Annotated in this window: 26 protein-coding genes and 1 riboswitch; of the genes, 8 read left to right on the forward strand and 18 right to left on the reverse strand. The window is 67.1% G+C overall.

All coding sequences use genetic code 11. From position 1 onward, the window contains the following. Positions 1–170: 170 nt before the first annotated feature. From MKW15_RS14110 to ftsH, 8 genes are all read right to left on the reverse strand, one after another. The gene (locus MKW15_RS14110) at positions 171–923 is read right to left on the reverse strand and encodes a hypothetical protein (RefSeq protein WP_240859243.1); all 753 of its coding nucleotides are present in this window, start codon (positions 921–923) and stop codon (positions 171–173) included. A gap of 70 nt (positions 924–993) precedes the next feature. Further along, the gene (locus MKW15_RS14115; RefSeq protein ID WP_240859245.1) at positions 994–2211 is read right to left on the reverse strand and encodes a DUF6779 domain-containing protein; all 1218 of its coding nucleotides are present in this window, start codon (positions 2209–2211) and stop codon (positions 994–996) included. A 69-nt stretch (positions 2212–2280) separates the two neighbouring features. Beyond that, on the reverse strand, positions 2281–2802 hold the full coding sequence (locus MKW15_RS14120) for a DUF3180 domain-containing protein (protein WP_240859247.1): 522 nt from the start codon (positions 2800–2802) through the stop codon (positions 2281–2283). Then, the gene (gene folK, locus MKW15_RS14125; RefSeq protein WP_240859248.1) at positions 2799–3362 is read right to left on the reverse strand and encodes a 2-amino-4-hydroxy-6-hydroxymethyldihydropteridine diphosphokinase; all 564 of its coding nucleotides are present in this window, start codon (positions 3360–3362) and stop codon (positions 2799–2801) included. The genes MKW15_RS14120 and folK overlap by 4 nt, the downstream gene beginning before the upstream one ends. Beyond that, the gene (gene folB / locus MKW15_RS14130; protein ID WP_240859255.1) at positions 3359–3736 is read right to left on the reverse strand and encodes a dihydroneopterin aldolase; all 378 of its coding nucleotides are present in this window, start codon (positions 3734–3736) and stop codon (positions 3359–3361) included. The genes folK and folB overlap by 4 nt, the downstream gene beginning before the upstream one ends. Further along, entirely contained in the window at positions 3729–4586 is an 858-nt protein-coding gene (gene folP, locus MKW15_RS14135; protein WP_240859480.1) for a dihydropteroate synthase, read from the reverse strand. Before folP ends, folB begins: the two co-directional genes overlap by 8 nt. A 23-nt stretch (positions 4587–4609) precedes the next feature. Further along, the gene (gene folE, locus MKW15_RS14140) at positions 4610–5233 is read right to left on the reverse strand and encodes a GTP cyclohydrolase I FolE (protein WP_240859257.1); all 624 of its coding nucleotides are present in this window, start codon (positions 5231–5233) and stop codon (positions 4610–4612) included. Continuing rightward, entirely contained in the window at positions 5230–7623 is a 2394-nt protein-coding gene (gene ftsH, locus MKW15_RS14145; protein WP_240859265.1) for an ATP-dependent zinc metalloprotease FtsH, read from the reverse strand. The genes folE and ftsH overlap by 4 nt, the downstream gene beginning before the upstream one ends. A 543-nt stretch (positions 7624–8166) precedes the next feature. On the opposite strand from ftsH, the gene MKW15_RS14150 reads away from it, so the two are divergent. After that, positions 8167–8838 (forward strand): DUF4395 family protein, encoded by a 672-nt coding sequence (locus tag MKW15_RS14150; protein ID WP_240859268.1) that lies wholly within the window; start codon positions 8167–8169, stop codon positions 8836–8838. 16 nt (positions 8839–8854) lie between these two features. Here the strand turns inward: MKW15_RS14150 and hpt are convergent, their stop codons facing one another. Continuing rightward, positions 8855–9430, reverse strand: coding sequence for a hypoxanthine phosphoribosyltransferase (hpt, locus tag MKW15_RS14155; protein ID WP_240859270.1), 576 nt, complete (start codon positions 9428–9430; stop codon positions 8855–8857). Between the two features lie 75 nt (positions 9431–9505). Beyond that, complete coding sequence (locus tag MKW15_RS14160) at positions 9506–10174, reverse strand: TetR/AcrR family transcriptional regulator (protein ID WP_240859277.1); 669 nt, start codon at positions 10172–10174, stop codon at positions 9506–9508. Between the two features lie 96 nt (positions 10175–10270). Between MKW15_RS14160 and MKW15_RS14165 the strand changes: the two genes are divergently transcribed. Together MKW15_RS14165 and MKW15_RS14170 are read left to right on the forward strand one after the other, a co-directional pair. Further along, complete coding sequence (locus tag MKW15_RS14165) at positions 10271–11713, forward strand: MFS transporter (RefSeq protein WP_240859278.1); 1443 nt, start codon at positions 10271–10273, stop codon at positions 11711–11713. Next, entirely contained in the window at positions 11706–12218 is a 513-nt protein-coding gene (locus MKW15_RS14170) for a hypothetical protein (RefSeq protein WP_240859281.1), read from the forward strand. Before MKW15_RS14165 ends, MKW15_RS14170 begins: the two co-directional genes overlap by 8 nt. On the opposite strand, the gene tilS is transcribed toward MKW15_RS14170, so the two are convergent. From tilS to dacB, 3 genes are read right to left on the reverse strand one after another with little or no spacing between them, the layout of a single operon-like run. Continuing rightward, the gene (gene tilS, locus MKW15_RS14175; protein WP_240859286.1) at positions 12213–13166 is read right to left on the reverse strand and encodes a tRNA lysidine(34) synthetase TilS; all 954 of its coding nucleotides are present in this window, start codon (positions 13164–13166) and stop codon (positions 12213–12215) included. The two genes, MKW15_RS14170 and tilS, sit on opposite strands and share 6 nt — an antisense overlap. Further along, positions 13145–14230 carry a zinc-dependent metalloprotease gene (locus MKW15_RS14180; RefSeq protein WP_240859287.1) on the reverse strand — a complete coding sequence of 362 codons (1086 nt, stop codon included), beginning with the start codon at positions 14228–14230 and terminating at the stop codon, positions 13145–13147. Before MKW15_RS14180 ends, tilS begins: the two co-directional genes overlap by 22 nt. Next, positions 14221–15618, reverse strand: a complete 1398-nt coding sequence (gene dacB, locus MKW15_RS14185; RefSeq protein WP_240859293.1) for a D-alanyl-D-alanine carboxypeptidase/D-alanyl-D-alanine endopeptidase — start codon at positions 15616–15618, stop codon at positions 14221–14223. The genes MKW15_RS14180 and dacB overlap by 10 nt, the downstream gene beginning before the upstream one ends. Positions 15619–15735: 117 nt before the next feature. Between dacB and MKW15_RS14190 the strand changes: the two genes are divergently transcribed. Beyond that, a complete protein-coding gene (locus MKW15_RS14190) occupies positions 15736–16248 on the forward strand; it encodes an inorganic diphosphatase (protein WP_012835696.1) in 513 nt (170 codons plus the stop codon). A gap of 140 nt (positions 16249–16388) precedes the next feature. Here the strand turns inward: MKW15_RS14190 and MKW15_RS14195 are convergent, their stop codons facing one another. Together MKW15_RS14195 and MKW15_RS14200 are read right to left on the reverse strand one after the other, a co-directional pair. Then, positions 16389–18077 carry an MDR family MFS transporter gene (locus tag MKW15_RS14195; protein WP_240859295.1) on the reverse strand — a complete coding sequence of 563 codons (1689 nt, stop codon included), beginning with the start codon at positions 18075–18077 and terminating at the stop codon, positions 16389–16391. Then, positions 18074–18556, reverse strand: coding sequence for a MarR family winged helix-turn-helix transcriptional regulator (locus tag MKW15_RS14200; RefSeq protein ID WP_012835698.1), 483 nt, complete (start codon positions 18554–18556; stop codon positions 18074–18076). Before MKW15_RS14200 ends, MKW15_RS14195 begins: the two co-directional genes overlap by 4 nt. 171 nt (positions 18557–18727) lie before the next feature. Here MKW15_RS14200 and alc point away from each other — a divergent pair, with 171 nt between their 5' ends. Continuing rightward, on the forward strand, positions 18728–19708 hold the full coding sequence (gene alc / locus MKW15_RS14205) for an allantoicase (protein WP_223375408.1): 981 nt from the start codon (positions 18728–18730) through the stop codon (positions 19706–19708). A 732-nt stretch (positions 19709–20440) separates the two neighbouring features. On the opposite strand, the gene MKW15_RS14210 is transcribed toward alc, so the two are convergent. Next, positions 20441–21430, reverse strand: coding sequence for a DUF222 domain-containing protein (locus tag MKW15_RS14210; protein WP_240859298.1), 990 nt, complete (start codon positions 21428–21430; stop codon positions 20441–20443). Between the two features lie 328 nt (positions 21431–21758). Here MKW15_RS14210 and MKW15_RS14215 point away from each other — a divergent pair, with 328 nt between their 5' ends. Further along, complete coding sequence (locus MKW15_RS14215; RefSeq protein ID WP_240859489.1) at positions 21759–21905, forward strand: hypothetical protein; 147 nt, start codon at positions 21759–21761, stop codon at positions 21903–21905. Between the two features lie 95 nt (positions 21906–22000). On the opposite strand, the gene MKW15_RS14220 is transcribed toward MKW15_RS14215, so the two are convergent. Continuing rightward, positions 22001–22456, reverse strand: coding sequence for a hypothetical protein (locus MKW15_RS14220; RefSeq protein ID WP_240859299.1), 456 nt, complete (start codon positions 22454–22456; stop codon positions 22001–22003). 16 nt (positions 22457–22472) lie between these two features. Continuing rightward, the gene (locus tag MKW15_RS14225) at positions 22473–23744 is read right to left on the reverse strand and encodes an aminotransferase class V-fold PLP-dependent enzyme (protein WP_240859302.1); all 1272 of its coding nucleotides are present in this window, start codon (positions 23742–23744) and stop codon (positions 22473–22475) included. 16 nt (positions 23745–23760) lie between these two features. Further along, a riboswitch (SAM riboswitch) is annotated at positions 23761–23874 on the reverse strand. Positions 23875–23964: 90 nt separating this feature from the next. Between MKW15_RS14225 and MKW15_RS14230 the strand changes: the two genes are divergently transcribed. Further along, the gene (locus MKW15_RS14230) at positions 23965–25089 is read left to right on the forward strand and encodes an isochorismate synthase (protein ID WP_240859304.1); all 1125 of its coding nucleotides are present in this window, start codon (positions 23965–23967) and stop codon (positions 25087–25089) included. A gap of 36 nt (positions 25090–25125) precedes the next feature. Then, the gene (locus MKW15_RS14235) at positions 25126–25275 is read left to right on the forward strand and encodes a hypothetical protein (RefSeq protein ID WP_012835703.1); all 150 of its coding nucleotides are present in this window, start codon (positions 25126–25128) and stop codon (positions 25273–25275) included. Positions 25276–25280: the final 5 nt, after the last annotated feature.

A 25280-nucleotide genomic window follows, 5' to 3' on the forward strand; every position in this document is an offset into this window, starting at 1 on the left:
CCTGCCCACCCACTACCAAGGAATCCCAGTGAAAAGGCTGACACAAGTCAGCGAATACCACACGCCCACAACACAATCCGGCACGAAATCAGCCAGACACGACCCCCGTAAACCCGATCCACGGATCCAGGCTCAGGGAGCGGTAGGAACCTCAGGGAGCGGCACGAACCTCAGGCGGCGGACGGTGCAGACGCTGTACCTCGCGAGACGATCGCTCCGAACCCGGCGTCGATCGCCCAGAGCAGAAGGATTCCGGCGATGAGGTCGGCGACGTCGCCGAAGGTTTGACGGGTGATCGGCCAGAACGGCGGGTTAGCTGCGCTCTGGATTCCGTCGGCCGTGCGCTCGAGGACGACGTCGGTCGGATTGGGGAACCATTCCGGATGCCGGCTCGCGTTGACCGCGAGCACCGCGATGATCGGCACCCCGAGCAGCCACCATGGATGTCGGCGTCGGGCGATCGACCACGCGACAATCATCAGCGCGACGAAGACCGCCGCATGCTTGGCCGCATCGATCACGAGGTTGTCCTGCGCCGAGAGGAGCAGCGGCACCTGACCACCCCAGAACCCGATCGCTCCGACCGCCGCGATGGGGGCCGCAATCACCGCCCGGCGGGGACTGCGCGCCCACCACACGATGACCGCGACGAAGTACACCACGATGATCGCCGTCAGCGCCCAACGCAGAATCAGACTCGCGTTGGGGCCGTCGGCGTTGAACGCCGCGACGCGGGCGGGACCGCTTTCGCCATGGTGCGGGTCAAATTGGTAGAGCCACAACGACATCGGCCACCAGGCGACGATCGGCACGAACAGTGCGGCGCTCACCAGACACTGCTGCCACGCGGCACCGCGCTCGCCGAGGCGAGGACCGTGATCCTCGCCTACGACCGCACTCTGGGCGTATGTCGCCGCCGTCATGGAAGCAGTCTAATGCCGTCTCACCACGCAAAACGTCGGTTGATCCGCCGACAGACGGGCAGAACGTAAGTCAGTCGGCTCGCCGACGCCTGCCGCCGGTCGACTCGGCCGCACGGAGCTGACCCAACAACTCCGAGACCGGCAAGCCTGCCGAGTGGGAGCTCTCGTTGTCGTCGACGTCGCGTCGACGCCGACGGCCGAAGCTCGCGGCCGGCGTCGCGTCGGGTCCGCCTTCGTGACGGCCCACCGCAGCGTCGGGAGCGACGTCGGCCGGGGCCTCCTTGGCTGCATTCGCGACGGCCTCCCGAGCCCACTCGTCGGTGGGGGTCTCGTCGGTGAACGGTGCCGGCGGCGTGGTCCCCGGGGCAACCGGGGGTTCGGAACCGACGTAGAACCCGCCCGAGAACGGCATCGACTGTGCGGGGGTTTCGGCGGCCTGCGGTGGCTCCTCGACGACCGGCTCCGACGGAGGTTCGACGACCTCCGCGTCCGAGACCTCACCAACGGCCTCGGTGACTGAGACCTCGTCGTCCGCAACGTCCTCGAGCGGAACCTCGGTGGCGATCCGGCCGGAGAGCGGGTCATCGATGACCACAGGGATGACCTCGGTCATCTCGTTGGGGTCGACCACCTTGTCGATGTGCCGACCGTCGTCACCGGCCGGTGCGGTGGCGGCGAAGTCACGTGCAGCGAGTGCGTCGTCGTCGGCAAATCCCGAGGAGCGACCGTAGTCGGGTGCGCCGGCACCGAAGGGTGACCCCCGAAATCCCGGGTCCCCGAATCCCGAATCCCCATAGCCCGAACCGAGACCCGACGCCAGCTCGCGCATCTTCTCGTTCGGCAGCGCCGTGCGCTGATCGGGAAGGGGCTCGCCGATGAGCATCTCGAGGCTGGAACGCAGCGCGAGGACCTGGGCCTTCAACTCGGAGAGCTCTTCGTTGGCCTCCGCGCTGACCTCGCGCCGGATGGTGGTCTCCACATCGAGTTCGTACTGTCGACGCGCGGCGATCTCGCGTTCGAGCTGCAGCTCGTAGACGAGTCGCAGGTCGCGGCTCTTGGCCTCGGCGCTCTCGGCCTGTCGACGGAATTTGGTGACGAGAATGGCGCCGATGACCGCTGCCCACAGCGCGGCGATCACCGCGAGGGAACCGGGGATCGACAGCTGATCGGTGAAGACCATCAGAATGCTCGCTGCCAGCGCCAGGACGATCAGCAGCCCGAGCAACCATTGGCCCACCGACCGACCGGAACGTCGGGGCTCGGTGGAACGGCCGTTCGAGGTCGTCATGACCGAGAACTTACCGGTTGACCGGTCATTCGTCGGCCAAGCTGTTCCGGAGAGTCATGAATCTCCGATTCAGGCCGGTGGGGAATGGTCGGACGTGGGGTCGTCGGGAGCGCGGCAGCAATACTCCAACCACAGCGCGGCGACCGCGAGAAAGACGCCGCCCACCAGCCCGATGATCGCACCCGGTTTGTCGTGATCGGCGGCCGCCAGATCGTGCTGGTTGAGCAGGAAAGCGAGCAGCCCGACCCACACCCCGATCGCGATGGCCGCCAGGATCGCCGACGCCTTGGCCAGCGCGAGCACACGCGCGGCGGTCAGTGGGTGCAGTTGCCCGTTCGCCGCACCGATGTCGCGGGACGCGACGCGGGATCGCACCACGAACGCGATCACCACTTCGAGGACGGCCAGCACATACAGCACGATGCCGGCCAGCAGCGGCAGCGGCGGCAGGTCGGAGTAGTTGTAGCGCACCAGAATCCACGACGCCACGGCGACCACCGCGGCGATGATCACCAGGTCCCGCACGCGGGTGGGACCCATCTTCGGCTCGTCGTCGTGCGGCGGGTGACCCGCAGGCAGGGGCGACGTCATGCCGAGGCCCACCCGATCGTGTCGACGCGACGAACCCCTAGCTTCTCCGAGTCGTCGAGCTGCTTCAGGAGCCCTTCGACCGGGACAACGCCGTCTGGGGTCCAGAGTGCGGCTGCCGGGTCGATCTCCAGCCACGGAATGAGCACGAACGCGCGTTGCGCGGCCCGTGGATGCGGGAGGGTCAGCACGGGGTCGTCGCTGACCACCACCCCGTCGTCATTGTCGGAGACGGTGGTGTTGTCGTCGGAGACGGTGGTGTGGTCGTCGGAGACGGTGATGACGTCGACGTCGAGGGTCCGCGGCCCCCACCGGACCTCCCGAACACGATCGGCCGCTTCTTCGAGCGCCGCGCCGCGAGCCAGCCACTGTGCCGCCGACAACGGGCCGTCGACGATCAGGGCGATGTTGTAGAAGTCGTCCTGCTCGACACCACCCCAGGGTGGGGTCGCATACACGCTCGATACCGCGACGAGTTCGTCGGCGAACCCCGACACCACACTTTCGAGGTGCGCACGCCGGTCACCCACGTTGGAGCCCGCCGACAGCACCGCGCGACTCATCGGCCGCCCATCGCCTTGCGGGAACGGCGCGTCACCACAGCGACGTCGTCGAAGGTCAACGGGATCGGCGCGGACGGTTTGTGCACGGTGACCTCGCAGGCGGCGAGTCGCTCGTCGGCCATCACCCGTTCGGCGATCTCCGCGCCGACCGTCTCGATGAGGTCGCGCGGTTCGCCCGAGACGATGTCGGCGACCGTCTGCGCCAGAACCCCGTAATCGACGGTGTCGGCGAGGTCGTCGGAAGCAGCCGCAGCGCTCAGGTCCAGCCACAGCACGACGTCGATGACGAAGTCCTGCCCGTCGCGTCGTTCGTGGTCGAAGACGCCGTGATGCCCGCGCACCCGCAGGCCACGCAACTCGATGCGGTCAGTCATGAACGCCCACCCGATCGGCGAGGTCGCCGCGCCGGCCACCGGACCGCCAGGCGTCGGCCACCGCGACCGCGTCGCGGCTGCCGGCCACGTCGTGCACCCGAACCCCCCACGCACCGTTCGCAGCAGAGAGGGCGGAGATCGACGCGGTCGCCACGTCGCGCTCCTGCGGCGGGCGGACCGCGTCACCGTCGGCCAGCAAGGTGCCGAGAAAACGCTTGCGCGACGCACCGACGAGCACCGGGAACCCCAGCCCGACGAGGGTCGGCAGCGCGTGCAGAAGAGCCCAATTGTGTTCGGCGGTTTTGGCGAACCCGAGGCCAGGGTCGAGGATGAGGCGGTCGGGGTCGACCCCTGCGGACACTGCCGCATCCACCTGGGCGAGCAGTTCGCCGCTGACCTCGGCCACCACGTCCCGATAGCCGCCGACATCGCCGATCCGATGGGTGAAGCGCCGGTCGCCGCTGTCGCCTGCCGGACGCCAGTGCATCAGAATCCACGGCACGCCGGCGTCGGCGACGACCTTGGCCATGTCGGGGTCGGCGCGGCCCCCGGACACGTCGTTGACGATGGCTGCGCCGGCGTCGATCGCGGCCGCCGCGACCGAGGCGCGCATGGTGTCGACCGAGATGCGCGCACCCTGCTCGGCGAGCGCAGCGATCACCGGTGTCACCCGCGCCGCCTCGAGGTCCGGGTCGACCCGAATCGCACCGGGCCGCGTCGATTCACCGCCGACATCGATGAGGTCGGCGCCCTGTGCCACGAGTTCGAGTCCGTGCGCGACCGCCGCATCGGCGTCGAGGTAGCGGCCACCGTCGGAGAACGAGTCGGCGGTGACGTTGATGACCCCCATGACGAGGCAGCGCGCAGACGCGGTCACCGCGTGATCAGGTCGAGCGCTTCGCCGCGGGAGACCGCGCTGGTCTTGAACAGGCCTCGGACCGCGGAAGTCGTGGTCGTCGCGCCGGGTTTGCGGATACCGCGCATCGCCATGCACAGGTGTTCGGCCTCGATCACCACGATCACCCCGCGCGGATCGAGCTTGCGCACGATCGCGTCGGCGATCTGACTGGTCAACCGTTCCTGCACCTGCGGCCGTTTGGCGTACAGGTCGACGAGCCGAGCGAGCTTCGACAACCCGGTCACCTGCCCGCTGACGCCCGGGATGTAACCGACGTGCGCGACGCCATGGAACGACACGAGGTGGTGTTCGCAGGTCGAGTACATCGGGATGTCCTTGACGAGGACGAGTTCGTCGTGGTCCTCGTCGAAGGTCGTGGCGAGCACCTCGTCGGGGTTGGTGTACAACCCGGCGAACATCTCCCGGTACGCGTTGGCGACGCGGGTTGGCGTGCGCCGCAACCCTTCTCGCTCCGGGTCCTCCCCCACCGCGATCAACAACTCGCGGACCGCTGCCTCTGCACGTGCCTGGTCGAAGCCGGCTCCGGGGACATCGGAGTCGGTGTCGAACTCGGCGTCGTGGCGTTCGCTGATCGTCATGTCCCCTGACCTGGCCCGCTGCCGTTGGTTCCGCTGCCGTTGGTGCCGTTGGTGTCACCGCTGCCGTGCCCGGTGCCGTTGATCTCTGGCGGCCGGCCCGGCGTCGGGTCCGGTGGCGTCGAGTTTTGGGGCGGCCAGCCCGGTGCCGACCAATCCCGCGGCGCGCCATAGTCGGGACGCGTGCCCCCGCCTGCGTGCTCCGGCGGAGCCGGGTACTGCGGGTTCGGATATTGGGGGTTCGGGTACTGCGGATTGGGATATTGGGGGTTCGGGTAGTTCGGTGCCGGATACTGAGGATTCGGGTACTGGGGGTAGGGCGTGCCCTGTCCGTGCTGTCCCGGATACGCCTGTCCCGGAGTTCCCGGCGGATAGGACGGGATCTGCCCGGGCACCTGGGGACCACCCGGGTACCCCGCCGCACCGACGGGCTCGGGCACCGGTTCGGGTTCCGGCGGCCACGGCTCGCCGCGCTCGATCGCCAGTTCTCCCGGTGTCTTCACCGGCGGCTTGTCGCTCGGGGTGCGCTCACCGAACTCGTTGAACGCGGTGATCCGCGGACGCTTTTCGACGTCGGAGAAGATCTTCTCGAGATCCTTGCGCGTCAGCGTCTCCTTCTCCAGCAACTCGGTGGCCAGCACGTCGAGGGTGTCGCGGTACTCCGAGAGGATCGCCCACGCCTCAGTGTGCGCGGCCTCGATGAGACGGCGCACCTCGTCGTCGATCTCGCCGGCGATCTCGGCCGAATAGTCGGTGTGCGATCCCATCGAGCGGCCCAGGAAGGGATCACCCTGATCCTGTCCGTAGCGCACCGCACCGAGTTTGGCGCTCATGCCGTATTCGGTGACCATCGCCCGGGCGATCTTGGTGGCCTGGTCGATATCGGACGACGCGCCCGTCGTCGGCTCGTGGAAGACCAGTTCCTCGGCGGCCCGGCCACCCATCGCCATCACCAGACGCGCGATCATCTCCGACCGCGTCATCAGGTCCTTGTCCTGCTCGGGCACGGCCAGCGCGTGACCCCCGGTACGGCCGCGGGCCAGGATGGTGACCTTGTAGATCGGATCCAGATCGGGCATCGCCCACGCGGCCAGCGTGTGGCCGCCCTCGTGGTAGGCCACGACCTTCTTCTCGTGCTCGCTGATGATGCGGCTCTTGCGGCGCGGCCCACCGATCACGCGGTCGACGGCCTCCTCCAGCATCTCGGCGGTGATGGTCTGCTTGTTCTCGCGCGCGGCGAGCAGCGCGGCCTCGTTGACCACGTTCGCCAGGTCGGCGCCGGACATACCGGGGGTGCGCTTGGCCAGACCGTCGAGGTCGGCGTCGGCGTCGATCGGCTTGCCCTTGGCGTGTACACGCAGGATCGCCTTGCGGCCGGCCATGTCGGGGTTGCCGACCGGGATCTGCCGGTCGAAGCGACCGGGACGCAGCAGGGCGGGATCGAGGATGTCGGGGCGGTTGGTGGCCGCGATCAGGATGACACCCGAGCGGTCGCCGAAGCCGTCCATCTCCACGAGCAGCTGATTGAGCGTCTGCTCGCGTTCGTCGTGTCCACCGCCCAGACCGGCGCCACGCTGACGACCCACAGCGTCGATCTCGTCGACGAAGATGATGCACGGGCTGTTGGTCTTGGCCTGCTCGAACAGGTCACGGACACGGGAGGCACCGACACCGACGAACATCTCGACGAAGTCCGAACCGGAGATGGTGAAGAACGGCACCCCGGCCTCACCGGCGACCGCGCGGGCCAGCAGCGTCTTGCCGGTTCCGGGCGGACCGAACAGCAGGACACCACGCGGGATCTTGGCGCCGAGCGCCTGATACCGCGTCGGATTCTGCAGGAAGTCCTTGATCTCGTAGAGCTCCTCGACCGCTTCGTCGGCTCCCGCGACGTCGGCGAAGGTGGTCTTCGGCATGTCCTTGGTGAGCTGCTTGGCCTTGGATTTGCCGAAGCCCATCACGCCACCGCGACCACCGCCCTGCATGCGGTTCATCACGAAGAAGAACAGACCGAACAACAGGATCATCGGCAGCACGAAGATGAGGATCTGCCAGAACACCGACTGCTCGTTGACGTTGGTCGTGTACGGCGCGCCGGTCGTCTTGACCGCGTCGAAGATCTGCTCACCGGCCTGCGCAGGATATTTGGTGGAGATCTGGGTGACGTCTTTGTCGTCGTGTTTGATCGACTTGTTCAGCTCGATGCGCAGCTGCTGTTCGCGGTCGTCGATGCTGATGAACTTGGCGTTCTTGTCGGCGAGCTGACTCAGCGCCACCGAGGTGTCGACGGCCGTGTACTCGCGGTCCGAGTCGCGCAACACGCTCCAGCCCCACAGGGCGAGCAGGATCAGCGCCAGGATGGCGAGGTTTCGGAAGACTGTCTTACGGTTCATGCCTGTTGGTGGGAGTCGATCCGCCGCGCGCTTCGTGACTGCGGACTACGGTGGCCGTTCCCATGTCCTTCCCACGGGTTCGTGAACGACTCTCGCGGGTTCGCGACGTCGTTCGTACACATTGAGGCTACCGGTCAACGATCACGCTGGTGAAACCGTTCCCACCGACACTTGTCCCCGGTGGCCGCCGAACCCGGATACGCCGGACGCCGACTCTCGATCGCAGCGCTTACCGACGCCGCGATGACGACCACGCCGGGCCCGCGAAAGCGATGTCGTTCGATTGGACGACACAAAGGTCACAGATCCATTTCGAATCGCAACATCCGTTTCGTCGCAGCGTTTTTTGATCCGCACATTCCCGAGCATTTGCGATAGTGCAGTCGTGTTTCCGATCCCGCTTTCGATCGGTGAGACACTCCCTCCCCCGTCGTCTCGTCGATCCCGTGCGAGCCGGTTCGAAAGGTCCTGTCGATGCCCCTTTGCGCAGCCCCCTCCTCGCCACCCCCCTCATCGTCACCGCAGCACCCACGCCGCACCACTATGTGGCTGCTGGCCGTGATTTCCCTTGCGACCATTGCCATTACATGCGCAGCCGGGACCGTGCGCGCGGCGCCGGCTGCATCCGGGCCGGTCCAGGCACTGCTCTCGATGTCGTCGAACTCCGTTCTGCTCGACATCCGCGATGGGTCGGCCTCGGTCGATTCCCGCGGATTGTCCATCCGGAACACGGCGGGTAAAGAGGTGCTGCGGATGCCTTTGCATTACCGGGTCGAGAATCGTCAATTTCCCATCGACCCGACCCTCAGCGGAAATCGGGTGCACCTTACCCCGTCGAAGAACGTAGCGCGATCGACTCTGATAGATCCCGTACAGATCAATCCCCTACGCGCTCAAATTCGCCACCTCGCGGCCGGACCGGAGACCCGTCAAGAGCGCGATGACCAGGCGTTGAACCGCTTTTCTCAGCAGTTGGCGGCAGGAATGACCGTGTCCTCGCTGATCGGTACAGCCATCGGTGCCCTGCTCGGGGGCTTCATCGGATGCGCCCTGGGCATCGTGGCCGCCGTCGTCGGCTGTCTGGTGGGTGTTGCGCCGGCGGCCGCCATCGGCGGGATCATCGGGATGTCCCTCGGCGGGGGCGGCACGGTCATCATCGCCGGTCTGCAGTACCTGCAGACGATTCAGAGCCCGTTCAAACCCCCTCGGAGGTGAGGGGCGGCCGACCGGCTCAGCTCGAGTACACCGACGGCTTCAACCGCCCGATGTAGGGCAGGTCGCGGTATCGCTCGGCGTAGTCGAGGCCGTAACCGACGACGAACTCGTTGGGGATGTCGAAGCCGACGTCGGCGACGCGCACGGGTGAGCGCACCGCTTCGGGTTTGCGCAGCAGCGTGCACACCTCGAGGCTGCGCGGCGACCGGGTGGCGAGATTCTTCATCAACCACGACAAGGTGAGTCCCGAGTCGATGATGTCCTCGACGATGAGCACGTCGCGGCCCTCGATGTCGCGGTCGAGGTCCTTGAGGATGCGCACCACGCCCGACGACGAGGTCGACGACCCGTAGCTGGACACGGCCATGAACTCCATCTGCGACGGGATCGGCAGCGCGCGGGCAAAGTCCGTCATGAACATGATGGCGCCCTTGAGGACCCCGATGAGGACCAGGTCCTGGTCGATGTCGGTGTATCTCGACGCAACTGACGCGGCCAACTCGGCGGTCCGGTCACGGATCTGATCCTCGGTGATCAGGATCGCGTCGATGTCGTCGGCGTACGGGTCTGCGACATGGAGATTTGCGGCCACGGCAACAAGGGTGCCACGTCGAGGATCGGTCGCGATACCCGGTGCCGCCCGAATCCGGATCGTTGAATCGTCCGATCATCCGTTCTGCGCGACTGCCTGCGCGAGTAGTCCGTCGACGAAGGCCTGCAGCGAATTCGCGAAGGTGTCGTGCGCGGCGATCACCGGCCAGTCCCCACCGATTGCGGCAAGCTGCGGGAAGCGCTCCGGATCAATGTCGGTCAGAAAGCCGCGCCGACGTTCCTGTGCGTCGGCGAGGTGCGCCGAACGGGATCGGACCATGATCTCGCCCGCGATGTAGTACCAGATACTGCGGAACAGTTCGACAGCCTGTTCACGGGTACAACCGATCTCCACTGCCCCGGCAAGGATTGCCTCGACCAGATCGAGGGCAGAGTCGCCGAGACGGGCAAGGAAGCCATCGGTGGCCAACACCTCGGCGGCCCACGGCCACAGTCGAAGCGACTCATGAATCATGCCGGCCGCCACAATGATTCGATCACGCGGTGCCGCGGGGAGCGAAACCTCAGATGATCGGCCGGCCTGATCGTTGAGTAGTTGGATCAGGAGGTCTTCCCGGTCCCGGATGTGGTGGTACAGCGTGGTCGCGCCGATACCGAGGTCGCTCGCGAGGCGCCTGATCGTCACCTTCTCCCACCCGTCCCGCTCGATGATGTCGCGCGCGGCGTCGAGGATCTGCGCGCGTGAGGTCACCGGCGGTCGTCCGGTACGAGTCGATCGAGTCACTCCCCCATCATGCGTGGCGAACGGCGACGCCGCGAGAATCGTGCGCGCCGCGTCGCGCCTCTTGACAGTAAGCAACTCGACTCCTACTTTCGGAACATGTTCGAAAAGTCGGTACGTTCCTCCCCCGCATGCACCCTTGCAGCCGTCGCGGTCGTTCAGTTCATGGTCTCGTTGGACCTGTCGGTGGTGAACGTGGGCCTGCCCACAATCGCCGCCGGACTCGATTTCAGTGCGCTCGGCGTCACCTGGGTAATCCACGCCTACGCACTCAGCTTTGGCGGACTACTCCTGCTGGGAGGCAAGCTCGGCGATCGATTCGGACGCGCACGCCTCCTGCTGGCAGGTCTGGCGATCTTCGGTCTGGCGTCCCTACTCGGCGGGTTGGCCCAGCAACCTGGCCATCTCATTGCCGGCCGGGCATTGCAGGGTGTCGGGGCCGCGGCGGCCGCACCGGCCGCATTAGCGCTGTTGACCTCGACATTCCCCGGCGGAGCAGCACGCGTCAGAGCCTTCGGTGTCTGGAGTGCGACGAATGCCGCCGGCGGCGCCTTCGGGGTGTTGGTCGGCGGGATCCTCACTGAGTACGCGGGCTGGCGCTGGGTCATGCTCGTCAACATCCCGATGGTTGCGATCGCCTTCGCGCTGGCGCTCACCACCATCGGCGGTGACCGCGGTACGTCGGCCCGCGGCCGACCCGACGTGATGGGTGCAATCCTGGCCACTGCCGGGATGACCGCGCTCGTTTTCGGTGTGGTCCGCACCGACGTCCACGGCTGGCTCTCGGCGCCGACCATCGGCACGCTGACGCTCGCGGTGATGCTGCTCGTCGCCTTCGGGCTCGTCGAGAAGACCACCGCGCGCGACCCGATGCTGCGTCTCGGCCTTCTCACCAGACCGTCGGTGGCCGGAGCCAACGCTTACAACCTCTTCGTCGGGGCGGCCATGGCATCCGCGTTCTACTTCGCATCGCTCTACCTGCAGCGAGTGTTTGGCGCCGGACCGGCACGGGCCGGAATCGAGTTCCTGCCATTCGCCCTCGGGGTCATCGTCGGATCTGTACTGGCGGTCAAGGCCGGTCACCGGGTCTCTGCACGCACACTGATGATTGTCGGGGCGCTGGTCACCGCAGGTGGATTCGCCTGGTTCGCCACCATCCATCCCGACGGAAGCTTCGCGGTGAACGTCCTCGGGCCGTCGATCATGGCGAGTGTCGGTTTCGGGCTGTGCCTGGCGCCGCTTGTGTCGACCGCCACCGCCGGGGTTGACCCGCGCGATGCAGGCACGGCGGCGGGCTTGCTGAACAGTTCACGGCAGATCGGCGCCTCGGTGGGCCTGGCCGTTCTCGGCACCGTCGCGGCCACCCGGACCGGGCCGTCGCAGACTCCCGAGGCACTCGGCCACGGCTACGCCCTAGGTCTCGGACTCTGCGCAGCACTCATGCTCGCCGCGGCCGTCGTGGCCACTGCCGTGCTACCCCGAGGCACCCGCCCACCCGAGGCAACCCCACACAGCGATCAAGGAGTAGGAACTCATGCATGAGAACAACCGACATGGCTATCTACCGGCCGCACTGATACTCGGCGGTCTACTCACCCTCGCCACAGCCCTGATACCGCTGATCGACCACCTCACCGTACATACGGTCGCCGATCACATCGCGAACGGCTATCCCGACTACAGCGACGCCGAGATCGACTCCGCAGCAACGGTTTACCTCGTCTACCTCACCGCACTCGGCCTCGCCGGAACACTCGGGTGGGGGTGGACACTGCGGCTGGCGCGCCGCAGTTCACCCTGGACGGGCTATCTTGCAGCCGGATTGTGTGCGACCGGATGGGCCATCGGCTTGTTCAACGCGTTGGTGCGCGACACCTCCGGCGACGTTGGACTGCCGCCGTTGATCGGCTGGATCGGGCTCGTCCCCGCGGTCGTCGGTCTCGTCGTCGTCGCCAACCTCTGGCGAGGTCGACATGGATTGCACCTCAACCGAACCGGCCGCGGCACCCCAGCCCCGGGCGATACCGATGACCTCGCCGCGTCATAGACGCGCAGACCTGCGCACCGTGAGCAGCCCATCGGCGCGCACCACCTCCAAGCGACCCTCGGTGTCGCCGCCGATGGCCACGCCACCCTGTCCCCGCCAGGTCATGACCAGCCGGTCGACGGCTCCGATGACGCGTAGTGTCGGCTCGGTGGCGCCGACCGCGCTCAGCCAGCTCCGGATGACCCTGGTCCGCACCGCGAGCGGCGCGTCGGCGAGTACGGCGACCACGAGTTCGGAATCGGACGCAGCGAGCGCGGCCACTTCCTCAGCGGCGGCATCGAGGGCGTCGTTGTCGGCCTGCAACGCCGACGCAGTTCTCGACAGCGCCTCGGCCACACCGCCGTTCAGTACGTCGTCGAGTAACGGCAGTACCTCGGAGCGCAGCCGGACCCGGGTGAATCTCGGGTCCGAGTTATGCGGATCGTGGTGGGGCATCAGACCCAGCTCGGCGCACATCGCCCGAGTCTGCGCGCGGCGCACACCGAGCAGTGGCCGACCCCACGGCGGCGACCACGGCCGCATTCCGGCGATCGACCGACCACCCGACCCGCGGCCCAGACCCAGCAGTACCGTCTCGGCCTGATCGTCCATCGTGTGCCCGAACAGCACCGGATCACCGTCGCCGGCCTCGCGCAGCGCGTCATAGCGGGCGGTCCGGGCAGCCGCCTCGAGCCCACCGTCACGTCCGACGGACACCGGCAAGATCTGTGCCGTCGCACCGAGTTCGGCGGCCGCGTGCGCCGCCCCCTCCGCGACCTCGGCAGACCCGTCCTGCAACCCATGGTCAACGATGAGCGCCCGCACCGTCAGCCCCGCCCGTAGAGCCGCGGCGGTCAACGCCAGCGAATCCGGACCACCGGACAACCCGACACAGACGTGTTCGGCGCCGGGCAGGTACTCGGCGGCGAAGTCGGCGACCGCGCGGGTTACAGCACGCGCCGAATCCATGCCGCCGGCTCGTCGATCTCCTCGGGCAGCGGCATCGTCTCCGGCGAGGTCCAGATGGTGTTGAACTGCGCCATCCCCACCTCACCGACCACCGCGTCGACGAAGGCCTTTCCCCGAATATATTGCGCCAGTTTGGCATCCATCCCGATCAGCGCACGGATGATGCGCTGCACCGGATTCTTCGGGGCGGTGCGCCTCTTGTCGAAGGCCGCGCGGATGGACTCGACGGTCGGCACCTCAGCCGGACCGACGGCGTCCATCACGTGATCGGCGTGACCCTCGAGCAGGGTGCCGAGCACCATCATCCGGCGGAAGGCGTCGTACTGCTCGGGTGTCTGCAACAGCTGCATCGCTCCCAGCACGCCCTTCTCGCGGGGCTGATCGCTCTTGAGCGCCTTGGTGAGTCGGCCCATGACCTCGGTGGCCGACTCTCCGGCGTCAGACGTCAGCACCTCGATGTTGTCGAGCATGTACTGGCGCAGCCAGGGATTCGCGGAGAACTGCACGCGGTGGGTCACCTCGTGCAGACAGACCCAGTAGCGGAAGTCCGACGGCACCACCTTGAGTGCTCGCTCCACGGCGATGATGTTGGGCGCCACCAGCATCAGCACCCCGGGGTCGGACGCGTCGGCGCCCGCGGTAAACGGGTCGTACTGGCCGAGGATGGCGGTCGAGAGGAACGCCAGCAGACCACCCGCCTGCAGTCCGCCCACCTTGGCCGCGGCCCCGGCCAGGAAACCATCCTCACCCTCAGACGCTTCGCCGCCACCGGTCAGCATCGACCGCATCGACACCGACGACGCATCGATCCACCCCTTGCGATCCAGGATGCGGGCCGTCGGGATGGGTAGTCCGTCGGCGAGTCCGGTGATCGCGCGAACCGGGCCCTCGGCGCGGCGCGCGGCCTCGTCGAGTTCGGCGAAGGCCGCGTCGCGGGTGTAGGCGGTGATCTTGGGACCCGGTCGGGTCAGGCGTTTGCCGGTCGACGCGGCCAGCCCCCAGTCGATCCGGTCACCGATCGGATCGGCTACCTGATCCGCCACGTGGGTTTCACTCACCGACATCCACACTCCCTCAGTTGGCCGATCACCGCATCGAGTGCGGGCCGCGCGTCGGCCGGCGAGGTGCCGCCCGACATCATGGCGAAGGACAACACGCGGCCGTCCACCGTCTGCACTATGCCGGTCAACGAACTGACCCCGGTGAGGGTTCCGGTCTTGGCCCGCACCCAGCCGGCACCCGGATTGGTGCGCGGATCGAACCGGTCGGACAGCGTGCCGGCCAATCCGGCCGCGACGGGCAGCCCGTCGAGCATCGGCCGCATCTTCGGCTGGGCGGGACCGCTGGCCGCGGTCATCACCACATCGAGCAGCTCGGCGGGCACCCGATTGGCGTAGGAGAGACCCGATGCGTCGTGCAGGCTGGTGCCCTCCCACTGCTGAGCGAAGGTCTGTTGCAGCGTGTTGCGCACCGCACTCACCCCGGATTCCAGGGTCGGGGACAGCCCCTGGTGCACAGCAAGCTCGACGGACAGCGTCTCGGCCAGCACGTTGTCGCTGTAGCGCAGCATGTCGTTGACGCGGGTGACCAGCGGCGCCGACTGCACCGACGCGATCACCTGACCGTTGACCGGCGCGGTGGCCTCGGCGACGTCACCGTCGACGTCGAGGGCTTTCGCCAGGGCGCGGCCGGCCGCGAAACCCGGGGTCGGCGTGCGCGGCGAATACTCGTCGAGCGGTTCGACGCGGGCCCCGTCGACCATCAGCGACTCGATGGGCGCGATGTCGCCGCCGGCGATGTCACGGCGATCCCAGGTCGAGTCCATGGTCGGGCCCTCGAACGCACTCAGGTCGATCGCGACCGACCGCACCGGGACACCCGAACGCCGGATCTGCGTCGCCAGGTCGGCGATCCGGCCCGGGTCGGTGTAGAAGGTGTCGGCGCCCACCGGCTGCGCCGAGAGAGTCGGGTCACCAGCACCCTTGAGGATGATCTGACCGTTGGTGCCGGCCACTACCGAGGTGGTGAGCCGCTGATCGTGCGGCAACGCCAGCAGCGCGGCGGACGCGGTCAGCACCTTGTCGTTGGACGCCGGAATGCGCGGGGTGCCGGCGTTGCGCGACCACAACACCTGGCCGGTGATCGCGTCACTGATCTGGCCGGTCAGGGTGCCCAGCGCCGGATCGCGCAGTTCGTCGGCGATCTCGCGGGTGACCCCGGCCGGCGTCGGCTCCGGTGCGTTCGCTGCCACCGGACGGACCTGCGGGTCGGGCGTGACGAGCGCGGGCTGCGGCGGGATCCCGGCCGGCAGCGGCTCGTCGGAGGTGTCGTCGAGTTTCAGTGCCACCACCACGGTCGCGGCGGCGACAAGCGCCAGGATGGTGACCGCGAGAAGCGTCCACAACAACAGCCGGCGACCCCGGCGCGGAGCCGGCTGGGCGGGTGCGGACACAGAACCTCCGGGTCAGTGATGTGTGGGCGGTGCGACTAACAGTATCGTTGAGGTCGCGCGCGACCCGCCGAGCACGGCGGGCGCCTGACCCCATGATCAAGACTGCCAGGAGGAACCGTGGAATTCGATGTGACCATCGAGATCCCCAAGGGTGGCCGCAACAAGTACGAGGTCGACCACGAGACAGGCAAGGTCTACCTGGACCGCTACCTGTACACCTCGATGGGCTACCCCGCCGACTACGGCTACATCGACAACACCCTCGGCGAGGACGGCGACCCACTCGACGCTATGGTCCTGCTGCCCGAGTCGGTGTTCCCCGGCATCATCGTGCGTGCCCGGATCGTCGGCATGTTCACGATGACCGACGAGGCCGGCGGCGACGACAAGCTGCTGTGCGTCCCGGCCGGCGACGTCCGCTGGGATCACATCCAGGACATCACCGATGTCTCCGAGTACGAACTCGGGCCGATCGCGCACTTCTTCGAGCACTACAAGGACCTCGAACCGGGTAAGCACGTCGACCCCGGCAAGTGGGTCGGCAAGGCCGAGGCGGAGAAGATCGCGCAGGAGGCCATCGACCGGCTCGCGGCGCAGCCCGAAGAGGCCAACGAGCCCTCGCGCGGCTGACGTCGCCGACGCACATCGGGCGCGAAAAGTAGGGGAGGAAGCTTCCTCCCCTACTTTTGGTGTCGTCCCCCGAAAACTTCGCGGGGAGGGAGCCAAAAGTGGGGGAAGAGAACTCCTCCCCCACTTTCAGCGCGTCGTCGTCAGACGGTCGTCGTCGACTCCGGGTTCCCGACGGGCCGGCCGCTACGCAGCGGGAGTTCCGGCCAGGTGAGCGTCCCGATCACCGCCAGGATCGACATGATCGACACCGCGAGGAAGACCCGGTCCATCGAGTTGGCGAAGCCGCGTTTGATCGGGTCACCGAGTTCCGGCGGCAGTTTCTCGATCACCGACGTATCCGACATCACGCTCTCCGACGACGACGCACCACCCTTCTCCGGGTTCTGCGCCGCCGCGATCAGTGACTGAGCGAAACCACTCACCTGCGTGTCGTGACTGCGAGCGGCCTCCATCACCGCGGCCCGATATTCGGGAGTCTGTGCGGCTGTGACCATCTCGTCCTTGATGTTGGGGCCCATCAGGGAGAACAGCAGTGAGAAGAACACTGCGACGCCCAGTGTTCCGCCGATCTGCCGAAAGAAGGTCGCTGTCCCCGTGGACAGCCCCATGTCCTTGGGCGGCAGGATGTTCTGCATCGCGAGCATGATCGGCTGCATCATGTTGCCCAGGCCCACACCGAGTCCGAAGGCGTAGAGCATCACCACGGCGACCGGTGTGTCGATGCCGACGGTGTGCAGCAGGAACGTCATCGCCGTGATCAGGATCGACCCGATGATGGGGAAGATCTTGTATCGACCGGTGCGCGAGATGATCTGGCCCGATGTGATGGACCCGAGCATCAGTCCCAGCACCATCGGCAGCATTTGCAGCCCGGCGACCATCGGGCTCGACCCGCGGAGCACCTGGAAGTACTGCGGCAACATGGAGATTCCGCCGAACATCACCGCACCGACGACCACCGAGATGACGATGCCCTGGGTGAACACCCGGTTGTTGAAGACCCGCAACGGGATCAGCGCATCGTCGCCCATCAGGTGCTCGATCCAGATGAACGCGGCGATGCCGGCGACCCCGATTCCGTAGCACAGCAACGCAAGTCCCGATCCCCAGCCCCATTCGCGGCCTTGCTCGGCGACGATCAGCAGCGGGGCGACGGCGACGGCGAGAGCAGTGGCACCCCAGTAGTCGGTACGACCGCCGACACCCTTCTGCTGGTCGTAATTCAGGACCCGGTAGACCACGCCGAGTGCGATGATGCCGATGGGCACATTGACCAGGAACACCCAGCGCCAGCCGGAAACCCAGAGGATCTCGGCCTGCCCGGCGAACAGTCCGCCGAGGACCGGTCCCAGCACACTCGAGGTGCCGAAGACGGCGAGGAAGTAGCCCTGATACTTGGCGCGTTCCCGGGGCGGCACGATGTCGCCGATCGTGGTGAGCGCCAACGTGAACAGACCACCCGCGCCGAGTCCCTGCAGTGCGCGGAACGCGGCGAGTTCGTACATCGACGTCGCCATGCTGCACAGCAGCGAACCGACGACGAAGATCGAGATCGCCACCAGGAAAAAGGGTTTGCGGCCGTAGAGGTCGGAGAGCTTGCCGTAGAGCGGGGTGACGATGGTCGAGGTGACCAGATAGGCGGTGGTCACCCAGGCCTGCAAGTCATAGCCCTGCAGATCGTCGGCGATGGTGCGGATGGCCGTGGACACGATGGTCTGGTCGAGGGCAGCGAGGAACATGCCCATCATCAGGCCGCCGAGGATGGTCAGGATCTGCCGATGCGTGAGACCCGCTCCCGCATGCTCCGTGTGCGCTGTGTGCTCGGTCATCGGGGTCCTTTCGAACAGTCTTGGCCGGTACCCGTCGGGAGGATCACCGTCTCAGCCGCGTCGACGAACCTGCCGAGGAGCCGGACCAACGTCCACAGCTCGTCGTCGGTCCAGTCGCCCATCGCATCGTTCAGAGCGGTCCGTCGCAGGGTCCGCATCGCCTGCACCCGCTCCATCCCGGACTCGGTGAGCACGAGTAGCGTCGCGCGACCGTCGTCGGGATCGGCCTCACGGCGAACGAAACCCTGCGCGACGAGCTGCGCCACGTATCGGCTGACCGTCGACGGGTCGGCGTGCAGCGCCTCGGCGAGCTCACTGGACCGCATCGACTGCCGGGCGAGATGGAACAGTCCTTTGTAGGCAGCCGTCTCGATCTCGCCGTCACCGGTGCGAAAGGTGGTGTGCACGGCCTTGTCCCGGATGCGCAGATATCGGGCGAGCGTGTCGAACAGCTCGTCGATGGCCGCTCCGTCCAGCATCGGAAACTCCTCCGAGATTGTTTACTTACCGCAACTAGTTTCGGGCTGCAATTAGTTGCAGTGGCCAAGTATGCGCGCGGAGAGCGGGATTGGCAAACGCCGATAGGATCAGAACCCGTGACTCCTCAACCGCCACCCGTCGCCACCGGTACCCGACCACACTTCACCTCCATGCCCGACCTGGCACTTCGAGATCTCGGCGGCGCGGTTGTCTGGACCAACGACGAGCTGTTCGCCGAGAGTCAGAACCTCATCAAGACCTCGCCCGCCCAGTACCAACCGGCCACTTTCGGGCACAAGGGTCAGGTCTATGACGGCTGGGAGACGCGGCGGCGCCGGGGGGCGGGGGTCGATCAGGCCATCGTGCGGCTCGGCGCTCCCGGTGTGGTCTACGGCGTCGTCGTCGACACGTCGTGGTTCAAGGGCAACTATCCGCCCTTCATCTCGGTGGAGGCCACCGCGGTGGAGGGCGTGGTGTCTGCCGAGGAACTCGTCTCCGACGCGGAGTGGGTCACCATCGTCGAGAAATCCCCGGCCGAGGGCGACACCCGCAACCCGTTCACCGTCGACGCCACCAACCGATTCACCCACGTGCGGCTCACCATGTACCCCGACGGCGGCGTGGCCCGATTCCGTGTGCACGGTCGTGGTGTGCCCGACCCGCACTTCTTCCGTTACGGGCACTTCGATCTCGCCGCACTGGAGAACGGCGGCCTGATCACGGCCTGCTCCAACATGTTCTACAGCTCCCCCAACAATCTGCTGATGCCCGGACGGGCCCGCAACATGGGTGAGGGCTGGGAGACCTCGCGCCGACGCGACGACGGCAACGACTGGGTCCAGGTGCGTCTCGCCGGCCAGGGCCGGGTGAGCCTCGTCGAACTCGACACCAGCTACTTCCTCGGCAACGCACCCGGCGCAGCCACCGTGCGCGGCCGCGACGGCGACGGCGACTGGTTCGAGGTCTTGCCGCGCACCGACTTACAGCCCGACACCCGGCACCGCTTCGTCATCGACCTCGACCGCCCGATGACCGAGGCCCGCCTGGACATCTATCCCGACGGTGGAATGGCGCGCCTCAAGCTGTATGGCACGCTCACCGAGGAAGCCGAGTCGCGGCTGATCGAACAGTGGGAGCGTGGCGAGGCCTGATCGGCCTGGCCAGAGTATCGGGGAGAAGCAGTGCCGTTGGTCATTGGTTCGACGTTTGCGGGATACCAGATCAATGCCGAACTCGGCAGAGACCGGACCGGAAGACATTTCCTCGTGGACCGACCCGGCGAGGACCGTGCCCGGGTCCTGAGTGCGGTCGGCTCGGCCGGGCCCGGCGTGAACGATCGGTTCTTCGCCGATGCCCGGGCCGCCTCCGCACTCGATCATCCGGCGGTGCTTCGCGTCGAGGACTACGGCATCACCGAGGACACCTGCTGGGTGGTGACCCGGCAGCTCGCCGGAACAGATCTGACCGAGCAACGTCTCACCGCCGCCGAGATCACCATGATCGTCACGCAGATCGCCGATGCCCTCGACCACGCCCGCGACCAAGGCCTGGACCGCGGCGACTTCGACGCCACCGATATCTTCGTGACCCGCACCGCCTCGGGTGCGCTCGACAGCGTCGCCCTGCGTGGGTTCGGTTTCACCGCAACCGAACCCACCGCAGACTCGACGGCACCGGCCTCCGATCAGCGCACGCTGGCCACCCTGGCGGGGCAACTCATCGCCGACGAAACACCGTGGGCCGCGGCAGCCACCCTCGATGCGCGCGACGCTGCGACCGCCCTCCGCTTTCCCGACTGCCGCGCCTTCGCTTCGGCTCTGGGCACCGCACTCGACGGCGTCGAGCACCCCGAGGCGGATGCCACGCCATCGCCGGTAGGTCCACTAGCGATCCGGCCGCACAAGAGCAAACGCGGGTGGGCGGCCATCGGCGCCGCCATCGTCGGCGTGCTCGCCCTTGATGATCAACGACACCGGCAACCCACGATGAGTCTTGCCCAACAGCCCGTCGGCGAACACCGCCGTCAGCAGGGCGTTGAGCGCATCATGGTTGCGTTGGGCCTGTGAACGCGAGTCGCGGGCGGCGGCGGCCTTGACCTGCTCGATGTCGGCGTCGTCCTCACCACCCGAGGGTGAGTCCGGGTCGTCGGGGTTGTTCATCCCGGGTTTGGCCCACACCGCCAGCATCATCTCCAGCAACGCACGCGTCTGCGGGTCGAGGTTGGCGGTCAGCTTCGACATCTTCTGCGCGTCCTGCCGATTGAGCCACAGATTACGTCGCCGTGCCCGATCCTTCGCATCGGTCAGCTCACCATCGGGGTCGAGATGGGCCAGTAGCCGCATCCCCAGCGTGGTCAACTCCGCCGGGGTGTGTTCACGCGCCAACTCCGCCAGCGTCTTCTCCGCAGCCACCTTACGGTCGTGCGGCAACCGCTGCGGGATCTTGTCCAAGATCTCGGCGACCTTACGCACATGCGCCGCCCCGACAGTCCCTTCGGCAAACCCGGCAGCCAGCGTCGGATACTTGGGGTCGGACACCTCCCCGGACAGCTGGCGGAAACTGGCCGTCGCCTCCATCTGATCGGTGCGGCGGCCCGGATCCGACACCCGCAACGCCACATTCATGAAGTTCGTCAGACTGCGGTAACCCATCTCGCGGGGCACACCGCGATCCGAGAGCGCCACGATCTGCCGATCCCCCTCGAACAACATCCGGTTGATCAGCTGCTCATGGGTACGCGCAACGTCCACCAACTCGGCATCGGTGCACTGCGACACGTCAGCGGCGGCGAGGCGATCGAGCACCCCACCGAGCTCGGCGAGCAACGCCGGAACCACCGACAACGACTGCTCGTCCGATGGCTGGTCGTTCATGCTCACCCCCGGCCCCTCCGCCGTCTCTCGAATACATGTTCGAGAGTACACAGCTTCGGTCGGGTGCGCAACCAGTTCTGACCGAACAACGTCGTGCGACTTGCTTCGCGCGGAACCTACTGCCCCGCAGATGGTTTCGACCGGCCGACAGCGATCACCCCGTGAACTCGACCCTCATTCGGTTGGGGCGCGGGTCAGGTCCACTGAGCCCGGCTTCTGTGTGATCTTGTGCCCGGATTCCGGGCACAAGATCACACGGAAACCGATTCGTCTGAACATGCGATGCCGGTCAGCCCGTCGCCTGTGATACGTCAGCTATCTCACGTCGGTGATCCACCGAGATATCAAGCCCGCCAACATCATTGTGACGCGCGACCCGGATACCAACGAGATCGACCGTGTCGTGATGCTGGATTTCGGGATCGCGAAACTCGCCGATGGCACCGACCTCACCGCCACCAACTCGCTAGTTTGAAGCGTCGCCTACCTTGCACCCGAGATCATCAATGCCCAGCCCGCGCGTCGATCGTCGGACGAGTACGCGTTCACCCTGGCTGTTGAGAGGAACTCTCACGCCACCCGACGATCAACCCCACTCACGTACGGCAGAACCTGTTCGCGCACAAGACGTTCGGAGGCCGAACCGTCGATGGGCACGATGATCACCGCATCGGCGACCTCGGCGGCATAGATGTCACGGATCAGCGTGATGAGTCCGTGCGCGGTGCCGATGTAACGGATGGTCTCCGATGCCGTCGGGTCCCGGTCGACGTCGGCATGTTCCACCGCCGCCCGCGCCGACGCGGGATGTGGTGCGATCGCAACTTCGATCTCCAGTGCCACAGCGAAATTCGCCGGGTCGTGGCTGCCGGCACGCAGCAGCGACCGGGCGCGCTGAGCGTCGCGGAGATGCTCGCGCCGGACGACGATCGGCAGCGTTCGGGCCACCGCGTCGCCGGCCACCGCGACGCGCAGCGCCGGCCGTCCGATGCTGACGGTCGCGCGAGAGTGTGTGGTGACGGTCATTGCGTTGTCCCTCTTGTCAGTTCGATCGGGTCAGTTCGATGAGTGCATCCAGCAGGCGGTCAATGTCGGCGGCGCAGCTACCCGCGCCGAAGCTGGCCCGTACGGCTCCTGCAGGATGCCCGAGGCGTTTGAGAAGTGGATGGGCACAGAACTTTCCGTCGCGCACACCGATTCCGTGGTAGTCGCTCAGGTACTCGGCGACCGCACGGGGTGCCACCCCGTCGACGACGAAGCTCGCGATGCCGACCCGGTTGCGCGCATCATCGAAGATGCGCAGTGGCGTCACCCCGTCGATCGCAGCCAGTCCGGCGTCGAGCCGTGCGCGCAGTTCCTCTTCGTGCAGTCCCAGAGCCTCCGGCCCGATCGCCGTCAGTGCGTCGCAGGCCGCGGCAATCGAGATGGCGCCCAGCACATTCGGCGAACCGGCTTCGTGCCGGGCAGGCCCGGTGTGCCAGGTTGCGGTGACGCCACCCGCGGATACGTCGCGGGTGGCACCACCGCCGGCAAGATACGGCGTTGCCGCGTCGAACCAGTCCGGACGCCCGATGAGCACGCCCGCACCGAACGGCGCGTAGGTCTTGTGACCGGAGAAGGCCAGGTAGTCGATGCCGTGGCTCACGATCGAGATCGGCTGATGCGCAACGAGTTGCGCCGCGTCGACGAGGATGCGTGCACCGTGGCGGTGGGCGATCGAGGCCAGACGGCCGATCGGCAGCACCTCGCCGGTCACATTCGATGCGGCGGTGACCGCCAGTAGCGCAGCCGGTTTCGACGCCAGCTCGGCGTCGAGAGCCGCCAGGGTGTCGGCGATGGAATCGCGCGCCTCGACGACCCGTCCCCGCACCTGCGACGCCGGGTTCACCGCGGTGGTCCACGGCAGCAGGTTGGCGTGATGCTCGATGTCGAGGACCGCCACGTCGCCGGGGGTGATGTGGGCAGCCAGGTTGATGGCGTCGGTGGTGTTGCGGGTGAAGACGACGGTGTCGTCGGTGCGTCCGCGGACGAAGCGGCGGACGGTCTCGCGGGCCGACTCGTACCGCTCGGTGGTGACCTGCGAGAGGTAACCGGCGCCGCGGTGGACGCTGGCGTAATCGCCGAGCGATCGTGCGACCACGTCAGCCACCGCGGTCAACGCCGGGGCGCTGGCCGCGTAGTCGAGGTTGGTGTAGCGCACGGCATCGCCGGTGATCAGCGGAACGCAGGTATCGGCGCCGACGACGGGGGCGAGGGGAGCCCTAACAGCAGAACCGGCCTCGCGACCAGCAGAAACAGGGATGACAGCAGTCATGACGGTACTCCTAGTGATTCCACGCTTGCCGTATTCACTCCGAATACGGCCGGGTCGTCACCCGGAGCACCCCACCGCGGAGGAGGGTTGCCGACCAGCGAGCCGGGGCTTGTCACTGGCACTCATGACCCGCATCAAGATTCACCCATCGCGCCCATGGGTGTCAATTTTCACTCAGCGTGAGTCAAAGTTAGGGCACGCTTACCGGTAGCGTGTGGGTGTGTCCACGTCCGCAGCTGGCCCTAGCCCCGACGATGTCGCCGGGAGTGTCCCCGGGGATGTCTTCGTCCTCTCCCGTCCGCACGGTACGGTCCGCGCCCGCGGGGTGCGTGAGGTGTTCACCGCCGCCGACGCCGCCTCCGACGCCCTGCGCGCAGGCCGCGTCACCGCCCTGACCGGCGCGATCGGCTTCGACGCCACCGAGACCGTGGCGCTGACCGCCCCCGAAGAGCTCACGTTTTCCGACGAGCCACTCGCCGGCCGAGCGCCGTTGCAGCAGCGCGTCGTGAGCACCACGTTCCGTCCCGACACCGCCGAACACCGCGACCGGGTTGCCCACGCGATCAAGCGGATCGCGGCCGGCGACGTCGACAAGGTGGTGCTGGCGCGGGCCGTCGACCTCGTCGTCGAACCGCGTGTCGATCCCGCCGAGATGCTCGACGCACTGGCCGCCGGCAACTCCGAACACAACGCCTTCGGCGTCGACCTCGGCACCGGGGCGTGGTTACTCGGCGCGTCGCCGGAGTTGTTGTTGCGCAAGCGAGGTCGCGAGGTGACGTGCTATCCCTACGCCGGCTCCGCCCCGCGTCATCCCGACCCGGCCACCGACCGCGCAACCGCCGAGGCGCTGGCCCGCTCCGCCAAGGACCACACCGAACACGCCTTCGTCGTCGACTATCTCCGCGAACGCCTGGAAACCCTGTGCGACGACGTCGAGGCACCGCCCGAACCGCTGGTCCTCTCCACCGGGGAGGTGTGGCACCTCGCGACCCCGATCCGCGCGACCCTGCGCGATCCGCACGTCACCTCCCTCGACCTCGCGCTGCTGCTGGGCCCGACCCCCGCGGTGTGCGGTACGCCGAGCGAGGTGGCCGCGCAGATCATCACCGAGGTGGAGGGTGACCGCGGTTTCTACGCCGGCTCGGTCGGCTGGTGCGACGCCAATGGCGACGGCGAATGGATGGTCACCATCCGCTGTTTGCAACTCGAAGCCGACCGTCACCACCTGACCACCTGGGCCGGTGGAGGCATCATCGCCGACTCCGACCCGCAGGCCGAACTCGACGAGACCGCCGTCAAACTGCGGACCGTGCTGCACGCGTTGGGTGTCGACGACCTCGACTGATCGACCGCACAGTTCATCGCCGCTGACGGAACTCGTGTGCTGCTCTGGGAGCGGCTCGAGAACTCTCTGAATTATCGGCTCATCGCCTGCGGCCCCGATGGCAGCGGCTGGACCCTCGACACCGAGAGGCTCGAACCCACCGCCTTCGGCGGCAAGGTCTACGTGGGCACTCGCCGCATACTCTGAAAACC

Source organism: Gordonia gummivorans (assembly GCF_022513585.1).
In the GTDB taxonomy this organism is placed as follows: Bacteria; Actinomycetota; Actinomycetes; order Mycobacteriales; family Mycobacteriaceae; genus Gordonia.